Origin of the sequence: Microvirga lotononidis (assembly GCF_034627025.1) — a bacterium.
Lineage (GTDB): Bacteria > Pseudomonadota > Alphaproteobacteria > Rhizobiales > Beijerinckiaceae > Microvirga > Microvirga lotononidis.
The window spans coordinates 2,519,283-2,534,315 of the sequence record NZ_CP141048.1 but is presented as its reverse complement, the minus strand read 5'-3'; the positions used below and the strand labels follow the sequence as shown (position 1 = coordinate 2,534,315).

Annotated in this window: 14 protein-coding genes; 1 reads left to right on the top strand and 13 read right to left on the bottom strand. The window is 63.9% G+C overall.

Annotated elements, in window-relative coordinates; translation table 11 throughout:
• Positions 1-146 precede the first annotated feature (146 nt).
• A complete protein-coding gene (locus tag U0023_RS11955; protein WP_009491497.1) occupies positions 147-1,400 on the top strand; it encodes an MFS transporter in 1,254 nt (417 codons plus the stop codon).
• A gap of 50 nt (positions 1,401-1,450) precedes the next feature.
• Here U0023_RS11955 and U0023_RS11950 read toward each other — a convergent pair whose 3' ends face one another.
• The 13 genes from U0023_RS11950 to U0023_RS11890 all read right to left on the bottom strand — a co-directional run bounded on the left by U0023_RS11950 (position 1,451) and on the right by U0023_RS11890 (position 15,030).
• Positions 1,451-2,845: a sensor histidine kinase gene (locus U0023_RS11950; RefSeq protein WP_009491498.1), complete on the bottom strand. Its 1,395-nt coding sequence runs from the start codon at positions 2,843-2,845 to the stop codon at positions 1,451-1,453.
• On the bottom strand, positions 2,842-3,504 hold the full coding sequence (locus tag U0023_RS11945; RefSeq protein ID WP_009491499.1) for a response regulator transcription factor: 663 nt from the start codon (positions 3,502-3,504) through the stop codon (positions 2,842-2,844). The genes U0023_RS11950 and U0023_RS11945 overlap by 4 nt, the downstream gene beginning before the upstream one ends.
• Positions 3,504-4,046 (bottom strand): PepSY domain-containing protein, encoded by a 543-nt coding sequence (locus U0023_RS11940; RefSeq protein ID WP_052600514.1) that lies wholly within the window; start codon positions 4,044-4,046, stop codon positions 3,504-3,506. The genes U0023_RS11945 and U0023_RS11940 overlap by 1 nt, the downstream gene beginning before the upstream one ends.
• Positions 4,047-4,292: 246 nt before the next feature.
• Positions 4,293-4,781 carry a hypothetical protein gene (locus U0023_RS11935; protein WP_154661039.1) on the bottom strand — a complete coding sequence of 163 codons (489 nt, stop codon included), beginning with the start codon at positions 4,779-4,781 and terminating at the stop codon, positions 4,293-4,295.
• Between the two features lie 46 nt (positions 4,782-4,827).
• A complete protein-coding gene (locus U0023_RS11930; protein WP_009491502.1) occupies positions 4,828-5,766 on the bottom strand; it encodes a DMT family transporter in 939 nt (312 codons plus the stop codon).
• Positions 5,767-5,871: 105 nt separating this feature from the next.
• A complete protein-coding gene (locus U0023_RS11925) occupies positions 5,872-6,828 on the bottom strand; it encodes an MBL fold metallo-hydrolase (RefSeq protein ID WP_009491503.1) in 957 nt (318 codons plus the stop codon).
• Positions 6,825-8,033: an NADH:flavin oxidoreductase/NADH oxidase gene (locus tag U0023_RS11920; protein ID WP_009491504.1), complete on the bottom strand. Its 1,209-nt coding sequence runs from the start codon at positions 8,031-8,033 to the stop codon at positions 6,825-6,827. The genes U0023_RS11925 and U0023_RS11920 overlap by 4 nt, the downstream gene beginning before the upstream one ends.
• A gap of 44 nt (positions 8,034-8,077) precedes the next feature.
• A complete protein-coding gene (locus tag U0023_RS11915; RefSeq protein ID WP_009491505.1) occupies positions 8,078-9,814 on the bottom strand; it encodes an FAD-dependent oxidoreductase in 1,737 nt (578 codons plus the stop codon).
• 149 nt (positions 9,815-9,963) lie between these two features.
• Positions 9,964-10,653: an EthD domain-containing protein gene (locus U0023_RS11910; RefSeq protein ID WP_009491506.1), complete on the bottom strand. Its 690-nt coding sequence runs from the start codon at positions 10,651-10,653 to the stop codon at positions 9,964-9,966.
• Positions 10,654-10,663: 10 nt separating this feature from the next.
• The gene (locus U0023_RS11905; protein WP_009491507.1) at positions 10,664-11,413 is read right to left on the bottom strand and encodes an SDR family NAD(P)-dependent oxidoreductase; all 750 of its coding nucleotides are present in this window, start codon (positions 11,411-11,413) and stop codon (positions 10,664-10,666) included.
• 203 nt (positions 11,414-11,616) lie between these two features.
• On the bottom strand, positions 11,617-12,474 hold the full coding sequence (locus U0023_RS11900; RefSeq protein WP_009491508.1) for an IclR family transcriptional regulator: 858 nt from the start codon (positions 12,472-12,474) through the stop codon (positions 11,617-11,619).
• 32 nt (positions 12,475-12,506) lie between these two features.
• Entirely contained in the window at positions 12,507-13,229 is a 723-nt protein-coding gene (locus U0023_RS11895; protein ID WP_009491509.1) for an ABC transporter ATP-binding protein, read from the bottom strand.
• A 16-nt stretch (positions 13,230-13,245) separates the two neighbouring features.
• Positions 13,246-15,030, bottom strand: a complete 1,785-nt coding sequence (locus U0023_RS11890; RefSeq protein WP_009491510.1) for a branched-chain amino acid ABC transporter ATP-binding protein/permease — start codon at positions 15,028-15,030, stop codon at positions 13,246-13,248.
• Positions 15,031-15,033 lie beyond the last annotated feature (3 nt).

The window sequence follows — 15,033 nt, the reverse complement described above, 5'->3', positions numbered from 1 at the left end:
GATCCCGCTCCGCTACGCACCCGGCGAAGAATGCGGCGTTGAGCGCAACTCGGCAGGCCAGTATCGGCAAAAAACCGGCTCCACATTTCGAGCCGATGCGCTAGAGAGGCTCATGCCACATCTAAACAGGGGTCAGGGCACATTCGATGGGGTCTAGGGGCTGGGCGGCGTTCCGACACACGGATTTTCGATTGTTCTGCGCGGCCCGGTTTGCCATGGCGCTTGCCATACAGGTCCAAACCGTCGCTGTCGCGTGGCTCGTTTACGACTTCAGCGGCTCTGCGCTGAACCTCGGCCTTGTCGGCCTCGCATCGTTCCTGCCCACGATGACTCTCGTGCTCGTCACCGGCCTTGTGGCGGACCGATACAGCCGGCGATGGATCCTCCTTCTCGTCTTCTCAGCGATGACCCTGACCTCCCTCGGCCTGCTCGCGCAGGTGCATGCGGGTGCGCCGAGCCTCTGGCCGATCTACGGCCTCCTGGTCGCCTTCGGGGCTGCCCGGGCCTTCGGCAACCCTGCCGCACAAGCGATCGTGCCAGCCCTTGTGCCGACAGGCGACCTGGCGAATGCGATCGCCTGGAACTCTTCCGTCATGCAGGTGGCCACCGTCAGCGGCCCGGCGGTCGGGGGAATTCTCTATGCTGTTCACCCGACAGCACCTTTCCTCGGATCGGCCGTCTGTTTCGGACTGGCCGCCCTGCTCATCGTCGCCCTGCGTCTGCGCCCGGCTGAGGTCAAGCGAGAACCTGTAACCTGGTCGCGCCTCGTTGCAGGGCTCGTCTTCCTTCGTGCGAAGCCACTTCTGCTCGGAGCGATCTCCCTGGACCTGTTTGCCGTTCTGCTTGGAGGAGCGACGGCCCTGATGCCGATCTTCGCCCGCGACGTATTCCACGTTGGGCCCTGGGGGCTCGGCCTCCTGCGTTCCATGCCGGCCGTCGGCGCCGTTACCATGGCGATCGTCCTGGCCCATTCGTCTCTTCTCAGCCGCCGTTCCGGCCTGCGCATGCTGCAGGCGGTCGGCGTCTTCGGGCTGGCAACCATAGGCTTCGGGTTGTCGACGAGCTTTGGTCTGACGCTTGTGCTGCTCGCCATCCTGGGCGCCGCCGACATGGTCAGTGTGGTCGTGCGCCAGACCCTCGTTCAGGCGGAAACGCCGGATGAACTGCGGGGACGCGTGGCAGCCGTGAACACGGTATTCATCGGCGCCTCCAATGAGCTCGGCGAGTTCGAGTCAGGGACGCTGGCTTGGTTGGTCGGGGCTCCCGCAGCTGTCGTGATCGGCGGCATCGGGACCTTTACGCTTGCTGTTCTCTGGAGATCCTGGTTCCCCGACCTTGCCCGTCGGGATCAGCTCGTCCGCAGCGAAGTGTCCGGAAGCGGCCAGCCTCAGAAGGCATAGCATTTCATCGCCGTTGGCCTATGAGCGTTCGCGCGTGACGGCTTCCACTCCTACGAGCTTATCGGTACAGCACCCTTCGACGGCACGGGAACCTGCCCCGGCCGGCAAAGAGGAATCTCGAATACGATCCGGCAGCGCCCGTTGCCCTTGATGTCGACGCTCGTGCCATACTCCGCCAGGATATCCTCCACGATCCCAAGGCCGAGCCCACTCGAGTCCGGGTCGGAGCGTGCGGGCACGCCGCGCTCGGGTCTCCCCCCATGAGCATGGCCGGCGAAGCCTGGCCCATCGTCCTCGATGCTGATCCGGGCCTTGTCGCCCTGCCTCCCGACCTGAACCTCGACCCGGGTCTTCGCCCACTTACGGGCATTGTCGAGCAAATTGCCCATAACCTCGCCGAAGTCATGAGGATCCATGTCGACGGCCAGTCCCGCCGGAATGTCGGCCTCCCAGATCAGCCGCTCCCCTCTGGGCATGTGCTGCATCAATCTCAGAAGGCGAGCGACCGTTTCGTCCACCTGCGTATAGGCGCCGCAGCCCACGGATGCACCACTGGTGCGAGCCCGCGCAACCTCACGCTCGACATGTGCATAGATCAGCTGCAACTGTTCCTGCATGCATCCTGCGGCATCCTGCAGGCCTGCCTGCTCGAGCCGCCTCACCTCGCCGCGCAGAATCGTCAGCGGAGTCTTCAGCCCATGCGCCAATGCACCGGCACGGTCACGGGCCTTGCGGACGAGATCCTCCTGTCGGTCGAGGAGCTTGTTGATGCTCTCGACGAGTGGCTCCACCTCATCGGGAAAGCGTTGCGTCATGCGCCGGATCTGGCCCATCTGAACGGCATTCAGCTCATGTCCAACCGCCCGCAGGGGACGCAGGCCCAACCAGAGCTGAAGCCAGGCGAAGAGAACGAGAACCGCCGCAATTGGGATGAGGACCCGTGTGACGTCCCACCCGAAAGCTTGGCGCAGCTCGACGATCTGACCGTGATCGAGGGCAACGGATAGGCTCACGCGACGAGGCCCCTGGTCGCCGTCTACCGTCACCTCCCGCTCGATCACGTAGAGCTCCGATCCGTCAGGCCCGTCGAGTTCGAAGGCCTTGTCGCGGTCCGCGTCGGCGCGCGGCCCGGCCAGGGGGAGCTCCTTGTCCCAGAGGGAGCGCGACCGCACGATCGGGCGTCCGCCCTCGGAGACCTGCCAATAGGCTCCGCCATACGGTTGGTGATAGCGCGGGTCCGTCAGCTTCTGGCCGATGCCGGCCTCTCCCTCCGTGCCGAAGGCCGTGGCAAGCTCCGTCCAGTGAATGTTGAGATCCTGCTCCACGTAGCGGAGCACCTGCCGTTCGAAGAACACGACGAGGGAAGCACCGGCCACGGCAATCGTCACGAGGATGGATGTCACGGCGACGACCAGCAGGCGCAGCCGGATAGAATTGCATATCATGGTGCAGGCGTCTCCATGATGTAGCCGTGGCCGCGCCGGGTTCCGATCGTGTTGGCCCCGATCTTGCGCCGAAGGCGGGCCACGAGGGCCTCGACGGCATTGCTTTCCGGCTCGTCCGAACCGTAGACGTGCTCGACCAGCTCGCTCTGGGCGACGACGCGATCGCGGTTATGAGCCAGATATCTGAGCAGGCGAAACTCAAGGGGCGACAGCTCGATGGCTCTGCCGTTGAGCATCACCCGCAGCCGCCGCGTATCGATGCGCAGGGCACCGATCTCGATCAGCGGCGTGACGTGTCGCCCGACCCGGCGCAGCAGCGCGGCCAGTCGGGCCAACAGCTCCTCCATCTCGAAGGGCTTGGTCAGATAATCGTCGGCACCGGCATCAATGCCTTCGACCCTTTGCAGCCACGCGCCTCGGGCCGTCAGCACGAGGATCGGGACGGTGCTCGCCTCGTCCCGCAGCCGCCGCACAACGGACAGACCATCGAGCTTGGGCAACCCCAAGTCCAGGATTAGCGCGTCGTAGTCTTCGGTCGAAGCGCGAAACCAGCCCTCCTCCCCATCCCGGACGACATCCACCACATACCCGGTACCGGCCAGTGCATGCTGGATATCCCGGGCGATGGCTGGCTCATCTTCGACGAGAAGGACCCTCATTAGCGTCTCCGGACCTGAAGGATCTGACTGTTGCGGGCATCGACGACGACTTCCTGATAACGGCGATCCCGGGTGAGTATGAGAAATTCATAGCGCCATTGGCCGCTCCAGGATTGCCGGAGGTCGACCTCCAGAACCTGCCCGGGAACAGCCCGCGAGACGGTCGGAAGCACTGAACTCAAGGCGAGGGCCCAGCCCTGCGAGACGGCCTCTCGGGCACTCTCGGATGAAGTCCTGCCCCAGCCGCGCTGGGTCGGCTCGTCCTCGTCCCCACCACGCCCTCTGCCTCGGCCACGCCCTCCATCGTCGCCCTGGCCCCTGCCCTGACCTCCGTCATTCCCGCCTCGGCCGGGTCCGCCGTCGTCGCCGCCTCCCCGGCCACTGTTGTCGCCACCCCCGTGGCCGCCTCCGCCGTCGCTCCCTCCTCCACCTCCGCCGCCTCCGTCGCCGTCCTTGGCGAGCGCCGTGGCGGGCCAAGCACACTCCATGGCGGTGAAGGCCATACTGGCCGCGAACAGAACGATGAGGCGACGTCGGATCATGAAATCTTCCAAAGCGATCCAGCATAGCACGGCGAACCTGATATTTCGCTGACATCCCCCATCAGGTTCGCATGCCCGGTTCGGTTCAGATTGCCCTGGCATCGGCGCCAACCTCTCGCGCCGGATGAACGGAGGAATACGATGATGAAGCCCATCAAGAGCGGACCGAGCGTGTTGGTCCTTGGTGCAATTCTGGCCTCCCTGACGGCCGCAGCACTTCCGGCGGCCATCGCTGGTGCCTACCTCTCACCGGCCTTGGCGCATGGAGGCGATGACGGCGGACGGGGTGGGGACGGCGGAGGCAGTCGAGGCGGCCGCGGGAGCGACGACCACGGCGGCGCGCGAAGCGGAGACGACAGCGGCGGCCGTGGGGGCCGCGGCGGAGACGACAGCGGACGCGGCCGAAGCAGCGATGACGGCGGCAAAAGCGGCGGCGATGCCGGGCGCGGACGCGGGCGTGGTGGCGATGACGGCCCCACCCGGAGCCGCGCCGACAACGGGCGCAATCATAACCGGGCCGATGACAGAGCTCGGACGAGAACCCAGGAGCAGCACCAGACCCAGACACGCACCCGCGGGACGAACGACATCGCCGAATTGCGGCGGGTGCTGGGCCGCGGTGCGGATGACGCGGGCCTTCCGGATGATAACGGTGGCCGCTTGGACCGCGACAAGCGCTTCGAGCCTGGAGATGACCGCAGGATCAACGGCCAATAAGAGGACGTTGTCATCCATGACCGTGGGCGCGATCGCGCCCACGGTCGCCCCCGTGACATCGCAATCATCCTGAGATGCGGCTCTTGCATAGGAAACGCGTGAGATCGAAGGACGTGAGGAGACCCAGGGTGCAAACCCCGATACCGAGGATCTCCGCATAGCTCGGCCATTCGCCGAGAAGCGGAATCGCGAGCAGAAGCGCACCTGAAGGAACCAGGGCAGGGAAGAGCGCGGCCTCGCCTGCTCCAACGCGGGACACCGCTTTGGCGATGGCGACAGGAGCCAAACAGCCCCCAAGAATCCCTTGGAAGAATGCTTGAGCCATCCAGACATCCGACGATATGGCGCCGTCATGATGTCTCGCCAGGAAGAACGGGAGGAAGGCGAACACCGATAGGAAGGACACCTGTCCGATACCGACGATCGGGTCAACCTTCCAGCGTCCGAGAAGATATGTGAACGAACCCCACAGCGATCCCGCTGCAAGGAAGCACAGATCCCCGAGCCAGATCTGAGATGTGGATTGCGGCATTTGAGGATTCTGGGCCGATGCAATGAAGAGCAGGCCAACGATGAGAATCATCATGCCCAACAAGCGGAAGATGGGCGGGCGCCTGCCATCCAACCTCCATGCAAGACCGTTGGCACTCATCATCGTCGCGCCTGCGGTCAACACCACCGCATGGGACAAGGGAGCAAGTCCGAAGGCTGTATTGATGAGCAGGCCGAAGAGAGGCCCCGCCAAGACCGTGAGTGAAAGAAGCCGCCCCCATCCCAGCCTGTAAGTTTTGCGGCGGGACAGCACCAACGGCATTAAGAGGAGAGCCGCAACGCCGAAGCGAAGCATGGACATGTCCACGGCCTGCAGGCCCTCCATCCGTCCAAGCCTGGAACCCACATTGTAGCCCGTCCAGGCCAGAGCGGCCGTCATTCCCCAAAGGATGCCGATCGCTGCAGATGCCCATGTCCTTGTCTGGACTTCGCTCGCCTGGACAAGAGACATGCCACGGCACCTTTCCAAGCGCTCATTCGATCCGCCTGAATCCGGAGAACGGACGAGCGACCACCGGCACGAGAGGGACGAACCCTCTCGTGCAATCCTTACCAATTAGCCCTGGAGTTGAGCCCACATGTCGCGGTCACGCTCGGCGGTCCAGATGACGGGATGATCGATCCCTGAAGCCTCGTCGAAGGCGCGCGAGACGTTGAACGGCAGGCAATGCTCATAGATGGCGAAGTTACCGAATTTCGGGTCCATCACCTCGCGTGTGGCGGCGAAGGTTTCCTTCAAGGAGCGCCCGCGGGCCACGGACAATTCCGCCGCGCCATAAAGCGTGTTGACGAAATCCCGCGTCATCGCCACGGCCTCGCGCACCGCCTGATCGCCTTGCAACGCATCACCCCGCCCAGGCGCGATGGCCTTGGGCTGGAAGTCCAGGATGGAATCGAGCGTCTGGGGCCATTCGCGCAAGTGGGCGTCGCCGCAATAGCAAGCCGAGTGGTACTCCACCAGGTCGCCCGTGAACATCACCTCGGCATCCGGGACCCAGGCGACGATATCGCCCGCCGTATGGCCGGCGCCAAGGTGGAACAGCTTGACCTCTCGCTTCCCCAAGAACACCGACATGCCGCTTTCGAAAGTCAGGGTTGGCCAGGTCAATCCCTCCGGGATGCTGCTCTCGCCGCGGAACAGGCGTGGAAATCGTCCGATCTCCGAGGCCTTGTCCTGCTCGCCGCGCTCGACGATGAGGTCGTACGTGGCGTTCGATGCGATGATGCCCTGGGCTTGGTAGGCGGAGGCGCCGAGCACCCTCACGGCATGGTAGTGGGAGAGCACCACGTACTTGATCGGCTTGTCGGTCACGGTACGCACGCGGGCGATCACGTCCTCGGCCATGGCGGGCGTGGCCTGGGCATCGATCACCATGCAGCCGTCGTCGCCGACGATGATGCCGGAATTTGGGTCGCCCTCGGCGGTGTACGCGTAGAGGTCCGGTCCGATCTCGGTGAAAGAGACCGTCTTGGCGGCCATGTCGCCCGTCGAGGCAAAAGATTTGGCAGTCATTGTGCTGTTTCTCCCAGCTGATGGCCGGAGCCTGTCAGACTCCTGACGCTGTTGTCGGTAAACTTGAGCTTCTCCATGAGCGGCGCTCGCCTTGCGAGCCAGGGCCCATGCTGGATCGGCCAGTCCTCAAACCCACGATCATGGCCTAGCGCGTGAGCAGCGTGGTGGGGCCAGTAGGGATCGTAGAGAGCCTGTCGGCCAATGGCAATCAGGTCTGCCTTGCCGTCTTGGAGGATCGATTCCGCTTGGTGACCGTCGAGGATGACGCCGACAGCCTGAGTCATGACATCCGCCTCACGGCGAATTCTGTCCGAGAATGGCACCTGGAAGCCGAGCCCACGCGGGACGTTCATATTGCGCGTTTCGTCCGACAGCCCACCGGAGGAGCAATCGATCACATCCACACCGACAGCCTTGAGCTCTCGCGCAAGCGCGACGGAATCATCCAAGCTCCATCCATCCTCGGTTCCGTCGACAGCTGAGATGCGCACGAAGAGCGGCTTCTCCGCGGGCCATACGGCGCGTATGTCGGCTGCGATTTCGAGGCCGAGCCTCATGCGGTTCTCGCGCGAGCCTCCATATTCATCCTCCCGACGATTAGACTGCGGCGAGAGGAAGGAGGCTACGAGATAACCATGCCCGAAATGCAGCTCCAGAACATCGAAGCCGGCCTGGTCTGCTCGTCTGGCTGCATCGACGAACATCCGCCGGATCTCCGTGATCTCCTCCACGCTCAGAGCATCAGGCACCGACCATTCGGGCCCAGCCGAGACGGCACTCGGGCCAACGCGCCGCCACGGCTCCCCGGTCGCATGCAGTTGCTCCATCGTGAGCGCCCTGCCGCCCTCCCACAGGGCCTGCGAACCGGCCTTTCGCCCCGCATGCGCCAATTGCACGCCGATTCCGGCGCCGTTCTGATGAACGAAGTCGACGATGGCCTTGAAGGGAGCGATCTGCTCGTCCGCCCACAACCCGACATCCCGCACACCGATCCGCGCGCTCTGCTCGACGGCCGTGCTCTCGACGAAGATCAACCCTGCTCCACCCAGGGCGAACTTACCGAGGTGGACCAGATGCCAGGCCCCCGCCAATCCACCTTCCGCCGAATGCTGGCACATGGGCGAGATGACGATGCGGTTCTTAAGAGTGAGCCCCCGGATCGTCAGGGGCTCGAAGAGCCTTGGCTGTCGGCAAGCCGGTTTCATCGCTCCGTCTCCGAAACGGTTGATACGCTCCCCATGTTCGCGCCTCAAGCCGCCGGTCGGTCCGCGGTCGAAGCAGCGTCGGCCGTAGCGCCTGCAAGATGACGCCCCGCGATGAAGCCGAAGGTCATGGCCGGCCCGAGCGTGATGCCGCCGCCGGGATAGTTGCCGCCCATGATGCTCGCCATGTCATTGCCGGCGGCATAGAGGCCGGGAATGACATTTCCACTTTCGTCGATCACCCGCGCATCGGCGTCGGTGCGAAGCCCTGCGAAAGTCCCGAGATCCCCCGGCACGACCTTCACCGCATAGAACGGACCGTTCTCGATGGGACCGACGCAAGGATTGGGTTTGTGATCCGGATCGCCGAGATAGCGGTTGTATGCGGTGCTGCCGCGCTTGAACTGCGGATCCTCGCCCCGACGCGCGTCCCGATTATACGTCTCGACCGTCTGCTCGAACGTGGCTGCGTCGATACCGAGTTTTTCCGCCAGTTCGCGCAGGGTGCGCCCCTTCACCAAATAGCCGTTCTGCAGCGCGGGCGTCAGAGGCACCGGGAACGGCTTCACGAAACCCAGGCCGTAACGGCGGATCGTCGGATGATCGACGATGAGCCAAGCCGCCTTCTCCGGATTGTCGCCGCAGGCATTGACCATGGCCTGCACGAAATCATGGTAGGAATTCGCTTCGTTCGTGAAACGCTTGCCGCTCTTCGTCACAGCGATGACGCCAGGCTTGCCGCGGTCGATGAAATGCGGGAACGGACCTGACGTGCCGTCCCGGCGCGGAACGAGGGACACGGGAACCCAGGCCGCCGCATTGGGAAGCCCCTCGATGGCCTTGCCCCCGACCCGCTCACCCAAGCGAATGCCATCACCGGTGTTGCCGGGAGGGGCTGGAGACCAGTGTTCAGCCCCAGTCGGCGCATGCGGGAACAGCTCCTTGCGGCGCAGCAGGTCCTGCGGGAAGCCACCGGCCGCCAGCACCACGCCCCGGCGGGTGAGAACCTCCGTCATTCCATCCTCGGTCTGAACCAATGCTCCCTTCACGGCTCCATCTCGAACGATCAGATCCTTTACGGGCGACGAGGTCCAGATCGGGATGTTCTGGTCCAGCGCGGACTTGGCGAGACGCCCGATCAGGGCATTGCCGTTCGTCAGCCGCATCGCACGACCGTGGGAGACAAGGTCGCGACCGTACTTCGCCAGAAGGACGCCCACATAGGCGGCCGATTTCACGGAGCGCGTGACGTTGAAGAAGTGCAGAAGCTCCTTGCCCGATCCGATCATCATGCCGAGGAAAGTGATCTCCTTCAGCGGAGGCCTCAGGCGGGCGATCTCCTTGCCGAGCTTGCGTCCATCGTAAGGCGTCGCCACGACTGAGCGGCCGCCGGGCATGCCACCCGGAGCGTCGGGATGATAATCGGAGAAGGCCGGACCGAGGGTGAAATCCATCTCGGTCTTTTCCTGGAAAAACTCGACCATCTTCGGGCCGTTCTCAAGAAAGGCGTCGACGCGAGCGGCATCGAAGTGGTTGCCGGCTTCATGCTGAAGATAGGTGCGCGCCGCCTCGCGGGAATCCTTGAAGCCTTCACGCTTTGCCAGCGGGTTGCACGGGATCCACATCCATCCGCCGGAGCGGGCCGTCGTCCCGCCGAAGACCGGCTCCTTCTCGGTGATGATCACGTCGAGCCCATGAAGCCGGGCGGTCAGCGCGGTCGCGAAACCACCGGCGCCGGACCCAACAACCAGAACATCGCAGGTGACAGTTTTCGTCGGCTTCATGGCGTTCCTCATATATCGCCCCGCTCTATCGTCCGATGAGCGCTTCTGATTCAGCATTCGCGAATGTGTTCGTTGCATTTGTTTTAGACGAACGCATTCGCTATTTCAAGATGGCCTGAGCCCATTCCGGTTGGCTTCGGGCCCGCTCGTCAGATCACTTCATGTGGCTCCACGAGGAACGTCGTAATTTCCTCGATGAAGCTGAGCGCATGGGTCTGCGAGACGTTCGCTGCAGGAGAGCGAAAAGCCGCTTCGATATCGGCAACGGAGCGGAACCACAGCTCCACCATGCCGTCGATGGGAAGTGCCTCGTAGGATGCGGTCTGCCCCAAGCCGACGCTGCGGTCGGTGACGAAATTCTGGGTGTAGCCCATGAGGTTCGGAAACTTCTTCACGGCTTCGGCATGAAAGCCCCACCATTCCGACTTGAATTTCTCGGGCGTCAGGCCGCGCTTGCGCGTTAGGATCGACATGCGCTTGACCAGCGGTCCCGCGGCGGCCTCCACCGGCACGACGACGTTCTGCTCGGCCGTGATCAATCCCGTGTCGCCGACGAAGCGCACATGATCTTCAGCAACCTCCCGGTAGGCATCGGACGAGACCGCCCGGTGCATATCGTCGACATTGTCGAACCACAGCTCGGAAATTCCATCGATCGACCATGATCCTCTGGCATGATCGATGGCGAGCTGGCTGCTGTCGACGACGTGGTTCTGATGATAACGCCGCAGGCCCGGCAGGCGGGCCGCCAAAGGCCCATGCACGTCCCGCCAATGGTGGCGGAAATCTTCGGTGCTCAAGCCCGCCTTGCGGGTCAGAAGTCCCATGCGAACGATCATGATGCTCTCCTCAGACGGCGAGATAGCCGCCGTCGACGACGAGCGTCGTTCCCGTCACGTAGCTCGACATGTCGGATGCCAGAAACACCGTCGGGCCGATCAACTCCTCGGGCTCGCCGAACCGGCCGAGCGGAATGCGCGCGAGGAAGCGCTCCGCGCGCTCAGGATTGGTCCGGGTCGCTTCGGTCATCGGCGTGTTGAGCGTGCCCGGCGCAATCGCGTTGACACGCACGCCGTCCTTGGCGAGTTCCTGCGCGAGGTTCTGCGTCAGCATGCGCACGGCAGCCTTCGAGGTCGAATAGCTGATCGACGTGGATGTCGACACGAAGGATGCGATCGATGCCATGTTGATGACCGTTCCTTTCGTCGCCCTTAAGGCCGCAACGAAAGCCAGGGTCACATTCAGCGTGCCATCGAGATTGACCTGCATCGCCGCGTCCCAGGAGCGGCGCACGTCGGGGCTGTCGATCGTGTTGCGCGGGCATATGCCTGCATTGTTGATGAGTACTGAGACTTGGCCGATGGATGCCTCGACCTCGCGCGCCAGCGACGTGCAGGCCTCGGCATCGGCCACGTTGAGCGTGTAGGACCACGCTTCGCCGCCTGACTGAACAATGCCGTCAGCCGTCCGCTTGGCCGCCTCGCCATTCACATCAGTCACGATGACACGCGCTCCTTCAGCGGCAACTCCGCGCGCAATGGCGGCGCCATTGCCCTGACCAGCACCGGTGACGAGTGCGATACGCCCTTTGAGCAACATCTGTTTCGGCTCCCTGATTGTGATTGATGCGGTGCCCGAGCATGACTCATCGAGCGTTGGATCAAGATAATCATATGGCGAACGCATTCGCAAATAGCGAATAGTCGTAGATTGACGTTTCTGCCGCCGATGGAGCCGCAATGCAGAAAAACACGCTCTGCTGCGCAGAGCGTGCAGCACCGGGGAAGCCGATGAGAAAGCGGTTAAGCGCGGCGCCGGCGCTTCGCGACAGGCGCCGCGACGATCTCGGCTCCTTCGTCCGAGGAAGCCTCGGCATCCGCATGCGGCGCATAGCCAAGCTGCGCCGATAGTTTCCGGGTGAAGGCCAGCAACGCCTTCGCATCGGCGCTCTTGGGACCGATATCGAGGACGCCCGTCGGCCCGATCAACGTGATGGCGAGCTGCATCTGCCCGCTGTAATCGAAAACGGGAGCCGCAATGCCGTTAATGCCCGTGACCGGCTTGCTCTCGGTGGTCGCGTAGCCAAGCCGTCTCGCCGTGGCCACTTCCGCTTCCAGTTCCTTGCGCGAGGTCGACGCGCCGACGCCCTGGATGCGGGCACCTTTCCGAAGCTCCTCGGCCAGATGCGCCTCGATGATCTTCGGAGGCATGAACGCGGCGAACACCTTGCCTGTTGCCGTGCCGGTGATCGAGAAGACGGTTCCCGTGCGCACGTTCACGTGGACCTGATCGCTGCCTTCCTGCACCTGGACGATGGTGGCGCCGTGGGTTCCCCATACGGCGATCGTCACCATGAGGCCGACCTCTTCGGCGAACTCGACAACCGCCTGGGCGGCGAGGCGCAGCGGGTCGAAGCTTCGCAGGCGCGCAATGCCGAGCTGCAGAGCGAAGGGACCGAGCTGGTAGCGTCCGCTCGCGGCATCCTGCTCGACCAGCTCCAGCTTGCGGAAGCTGACGAGATAGGCATGCGCCTGAGCCGGCGCGACATCCGCCAGCGTGGCCAGTTCGCGCAGCATCAGGGGCTTTCCCGCCTTGACCATGGCCGCGAGGATCCTCCCCCCTACTTCGACCGATTGTACGCCGCGTCCCTCGATACTCATGGCTCAATCCAATCTTCCCGCAGGCCGCGGCGTCACGCCGTGCCGTGGGATACCCCGAGATAGGCCGCGCGAACCTTCGGGTCGTGAAGGAGCTGCTGCCCTGTTCCGGACAATGTCACATTGCCGGTCTCAAGAACATAGGCCCTGTCCGCGATGGCCAGTGCCATATTGGCCATCTGTTCCACAAGAAGGATCGTGATGCCGGACCGGCGCAGGGATACGATGATGTCGAAGATTTCCTGGATGATCTTCGGCGCGAGGCCCAGCGAAGGCTCATCGAGCAGGAGCAGCCGGGGCTTGCCCATGAGCGCCCGGGCGATGGCGAGCATCTGCTGCTCACCGCCCGACAGGGTCACGGCCAGCTGGTTCCGGCGCTCGCGCAGGCGTGGGAACAGCTTGAACTGCTCCTCGACCTCCGCCTCCAGGGCCTCGTTGGAAAGCCGCCGGAAATAGGCTCCAAGGGTCAGGTTGTCGTAGACGCTCTGGTCCGGGAAAACCTGCCTGCCTTCGGGCGACAGAGCGATGCCGCGCGCGACCCTGCGATGGGGCGGAAGCCTGGTGACGTCTTCCTCTTCGAACAGGATCTGTCCGGAGCTGACCGGCATCAATCCGGCGATACCCTTCAGCAAGGTGCTTTTTCCGGCGCCGTTGCCGCCGACGATGGCCACGACCTCGCCGGCCTCGACCTCGATGGTGGCTTTGCGGACGGCCGAAATCGGGCCGTAGGCGAGATGAACGTCCTGAATTTTCAGCATTGTCGCTCTCCTGGCCTTAAGCAGCCTCTGTGGAGGTGCCGAGATAGGCCTCCATCACTCGCGGATCGGCCTGGATCTTGGCCGGCGCGCCTTCGGCGATCTTCTGACCGTAATCGAGAACGATCACGTGATCCGAGATGGACATGACGAGATCCATGTGATGCTCGATCAGCAGGATCGTGATTCCTTCGTTGCGGATGCGCACGAGCAATTGCCCCAGCTCCGCCGTCTCCTGCGGGTTCAGGCCCGCGGCCGGCTCGTCGAGCAGGAGAAGGAACGGCTCGGACGCGAGGGCCCGCGCCAGCTCGACCCGGCGCTGTAGGCCGTAAGCCAGGCTGCCGGCCGGCGTCTCGGCATAGCGCGAGAGGCCCGTGAACGCCAGGATCGCATTGACCTTCCGGAGCGCCTGGGCCTCTTCCCGCCACGCCCTGGGCAACCCCAGGAGCGATGAGACGAAGCCGTTTCGCATCCGGGAATGCTGGCCGAGCAGCACGTTCTCGCGCACGGACAGATCCTTGAACAGCCGGAGGTTCTGGAAGGTCCGGGCGATCCCCTGATCGCAGATCCCGTGCACGGTTTGCCGGGTGATCTCGCTTCCCAGGAAAGTCACCGTTCCCTGATCCGGACGGATGATCCCGGTGAGCATGTTGATGAAGGTGCTCTTGCCCGCTCCGTTCGGGCCGATCAGGGCATGGATGTGCCCCCCCGTCAGGTTGACGGAGACGTCCCTGGCGGGGACGACACCGCCGAAGGCCTTGTTGAGCTTGTCGGCCGTCAGAAGGCTTCCCGCATCTGGCCGAGCCAAGGCTCTGGTCGGCAGCCGGGGTACAGCCGTGCCTTGCGCTGCGCCGACACCGGGGCTCCTGGCGTGATTCAGTCCGAGCTTGTGGAAGAGCGAGCCGAACACACCCGCCAGCCCCTTGGGCATCGCGTAGAGGGCGAACAGCAGGAGCGCGCCGTTGACGAAATGCTCGATCCAGGACCAACGCGCCACGAGAGCCCCGATGATCACGAGCGTCACCGAACCGAGCAGCGGCCCATAGAGCGATCCGCTTCCGCCGAACAGCACCAGCAGGAGGATGAAGACCGAAAGGTGGAAATTGATGAAGTCGGAGTTGATGTACTGGTTCTGCTGGGCCACCAGCGCCCCGGCAAGGCCGCAGGTCACGGCCGCAATCACGAAGGCGAGGACCTTGTAGCGATAGACCGCGACGCCGACCGCCCCGGCGGCCACCTCGTCGGCCTGGAGGGACAGAAAGGCGCGCCCGAACCGGCCGCGGAGCAGGTTGCGGAGCAGGAGGTGGGTCACGAGGCACAGGAGCAATCCGAACCAGACCCATTGCACCATCGTGAACGGCGTACCGCCAATGTTCAGCGGCTGGATGGCGTAGATGCCCATGGCGCCGCCGAAGACTTCGGAGCCTTCCGTCACCACCTTCTCGATGACGATGCCGAAGGCCAATGTCACCATGGCGAGGCTCGGCCCCTTCACCCGCAGGGAGGGCACGGCGATCAGGATGCCGAAGACTCCTGATACGAAGCAGGCGAGAAGCAGCGACAGCCACGGGCCGACCTCGTAGCGGGTGGTCAACAGGGCGACCGCATAGGCGCCCGCCGCGAAGAGGCCCGCCTGGCCGAGGGATTTCTGCCCCGCGAATCCCAGCAGCACGTTCATGCCTGCGGCACAGAGGAAATAGATGCAGATCATGAAGAGCGTGCGCAGATAGAATTCGTTCTCGATGAACGAGGCGCCGACCGCGAGAGCCGCAACGAGGACGATGGATCCGATGACGTGGCGCATGCG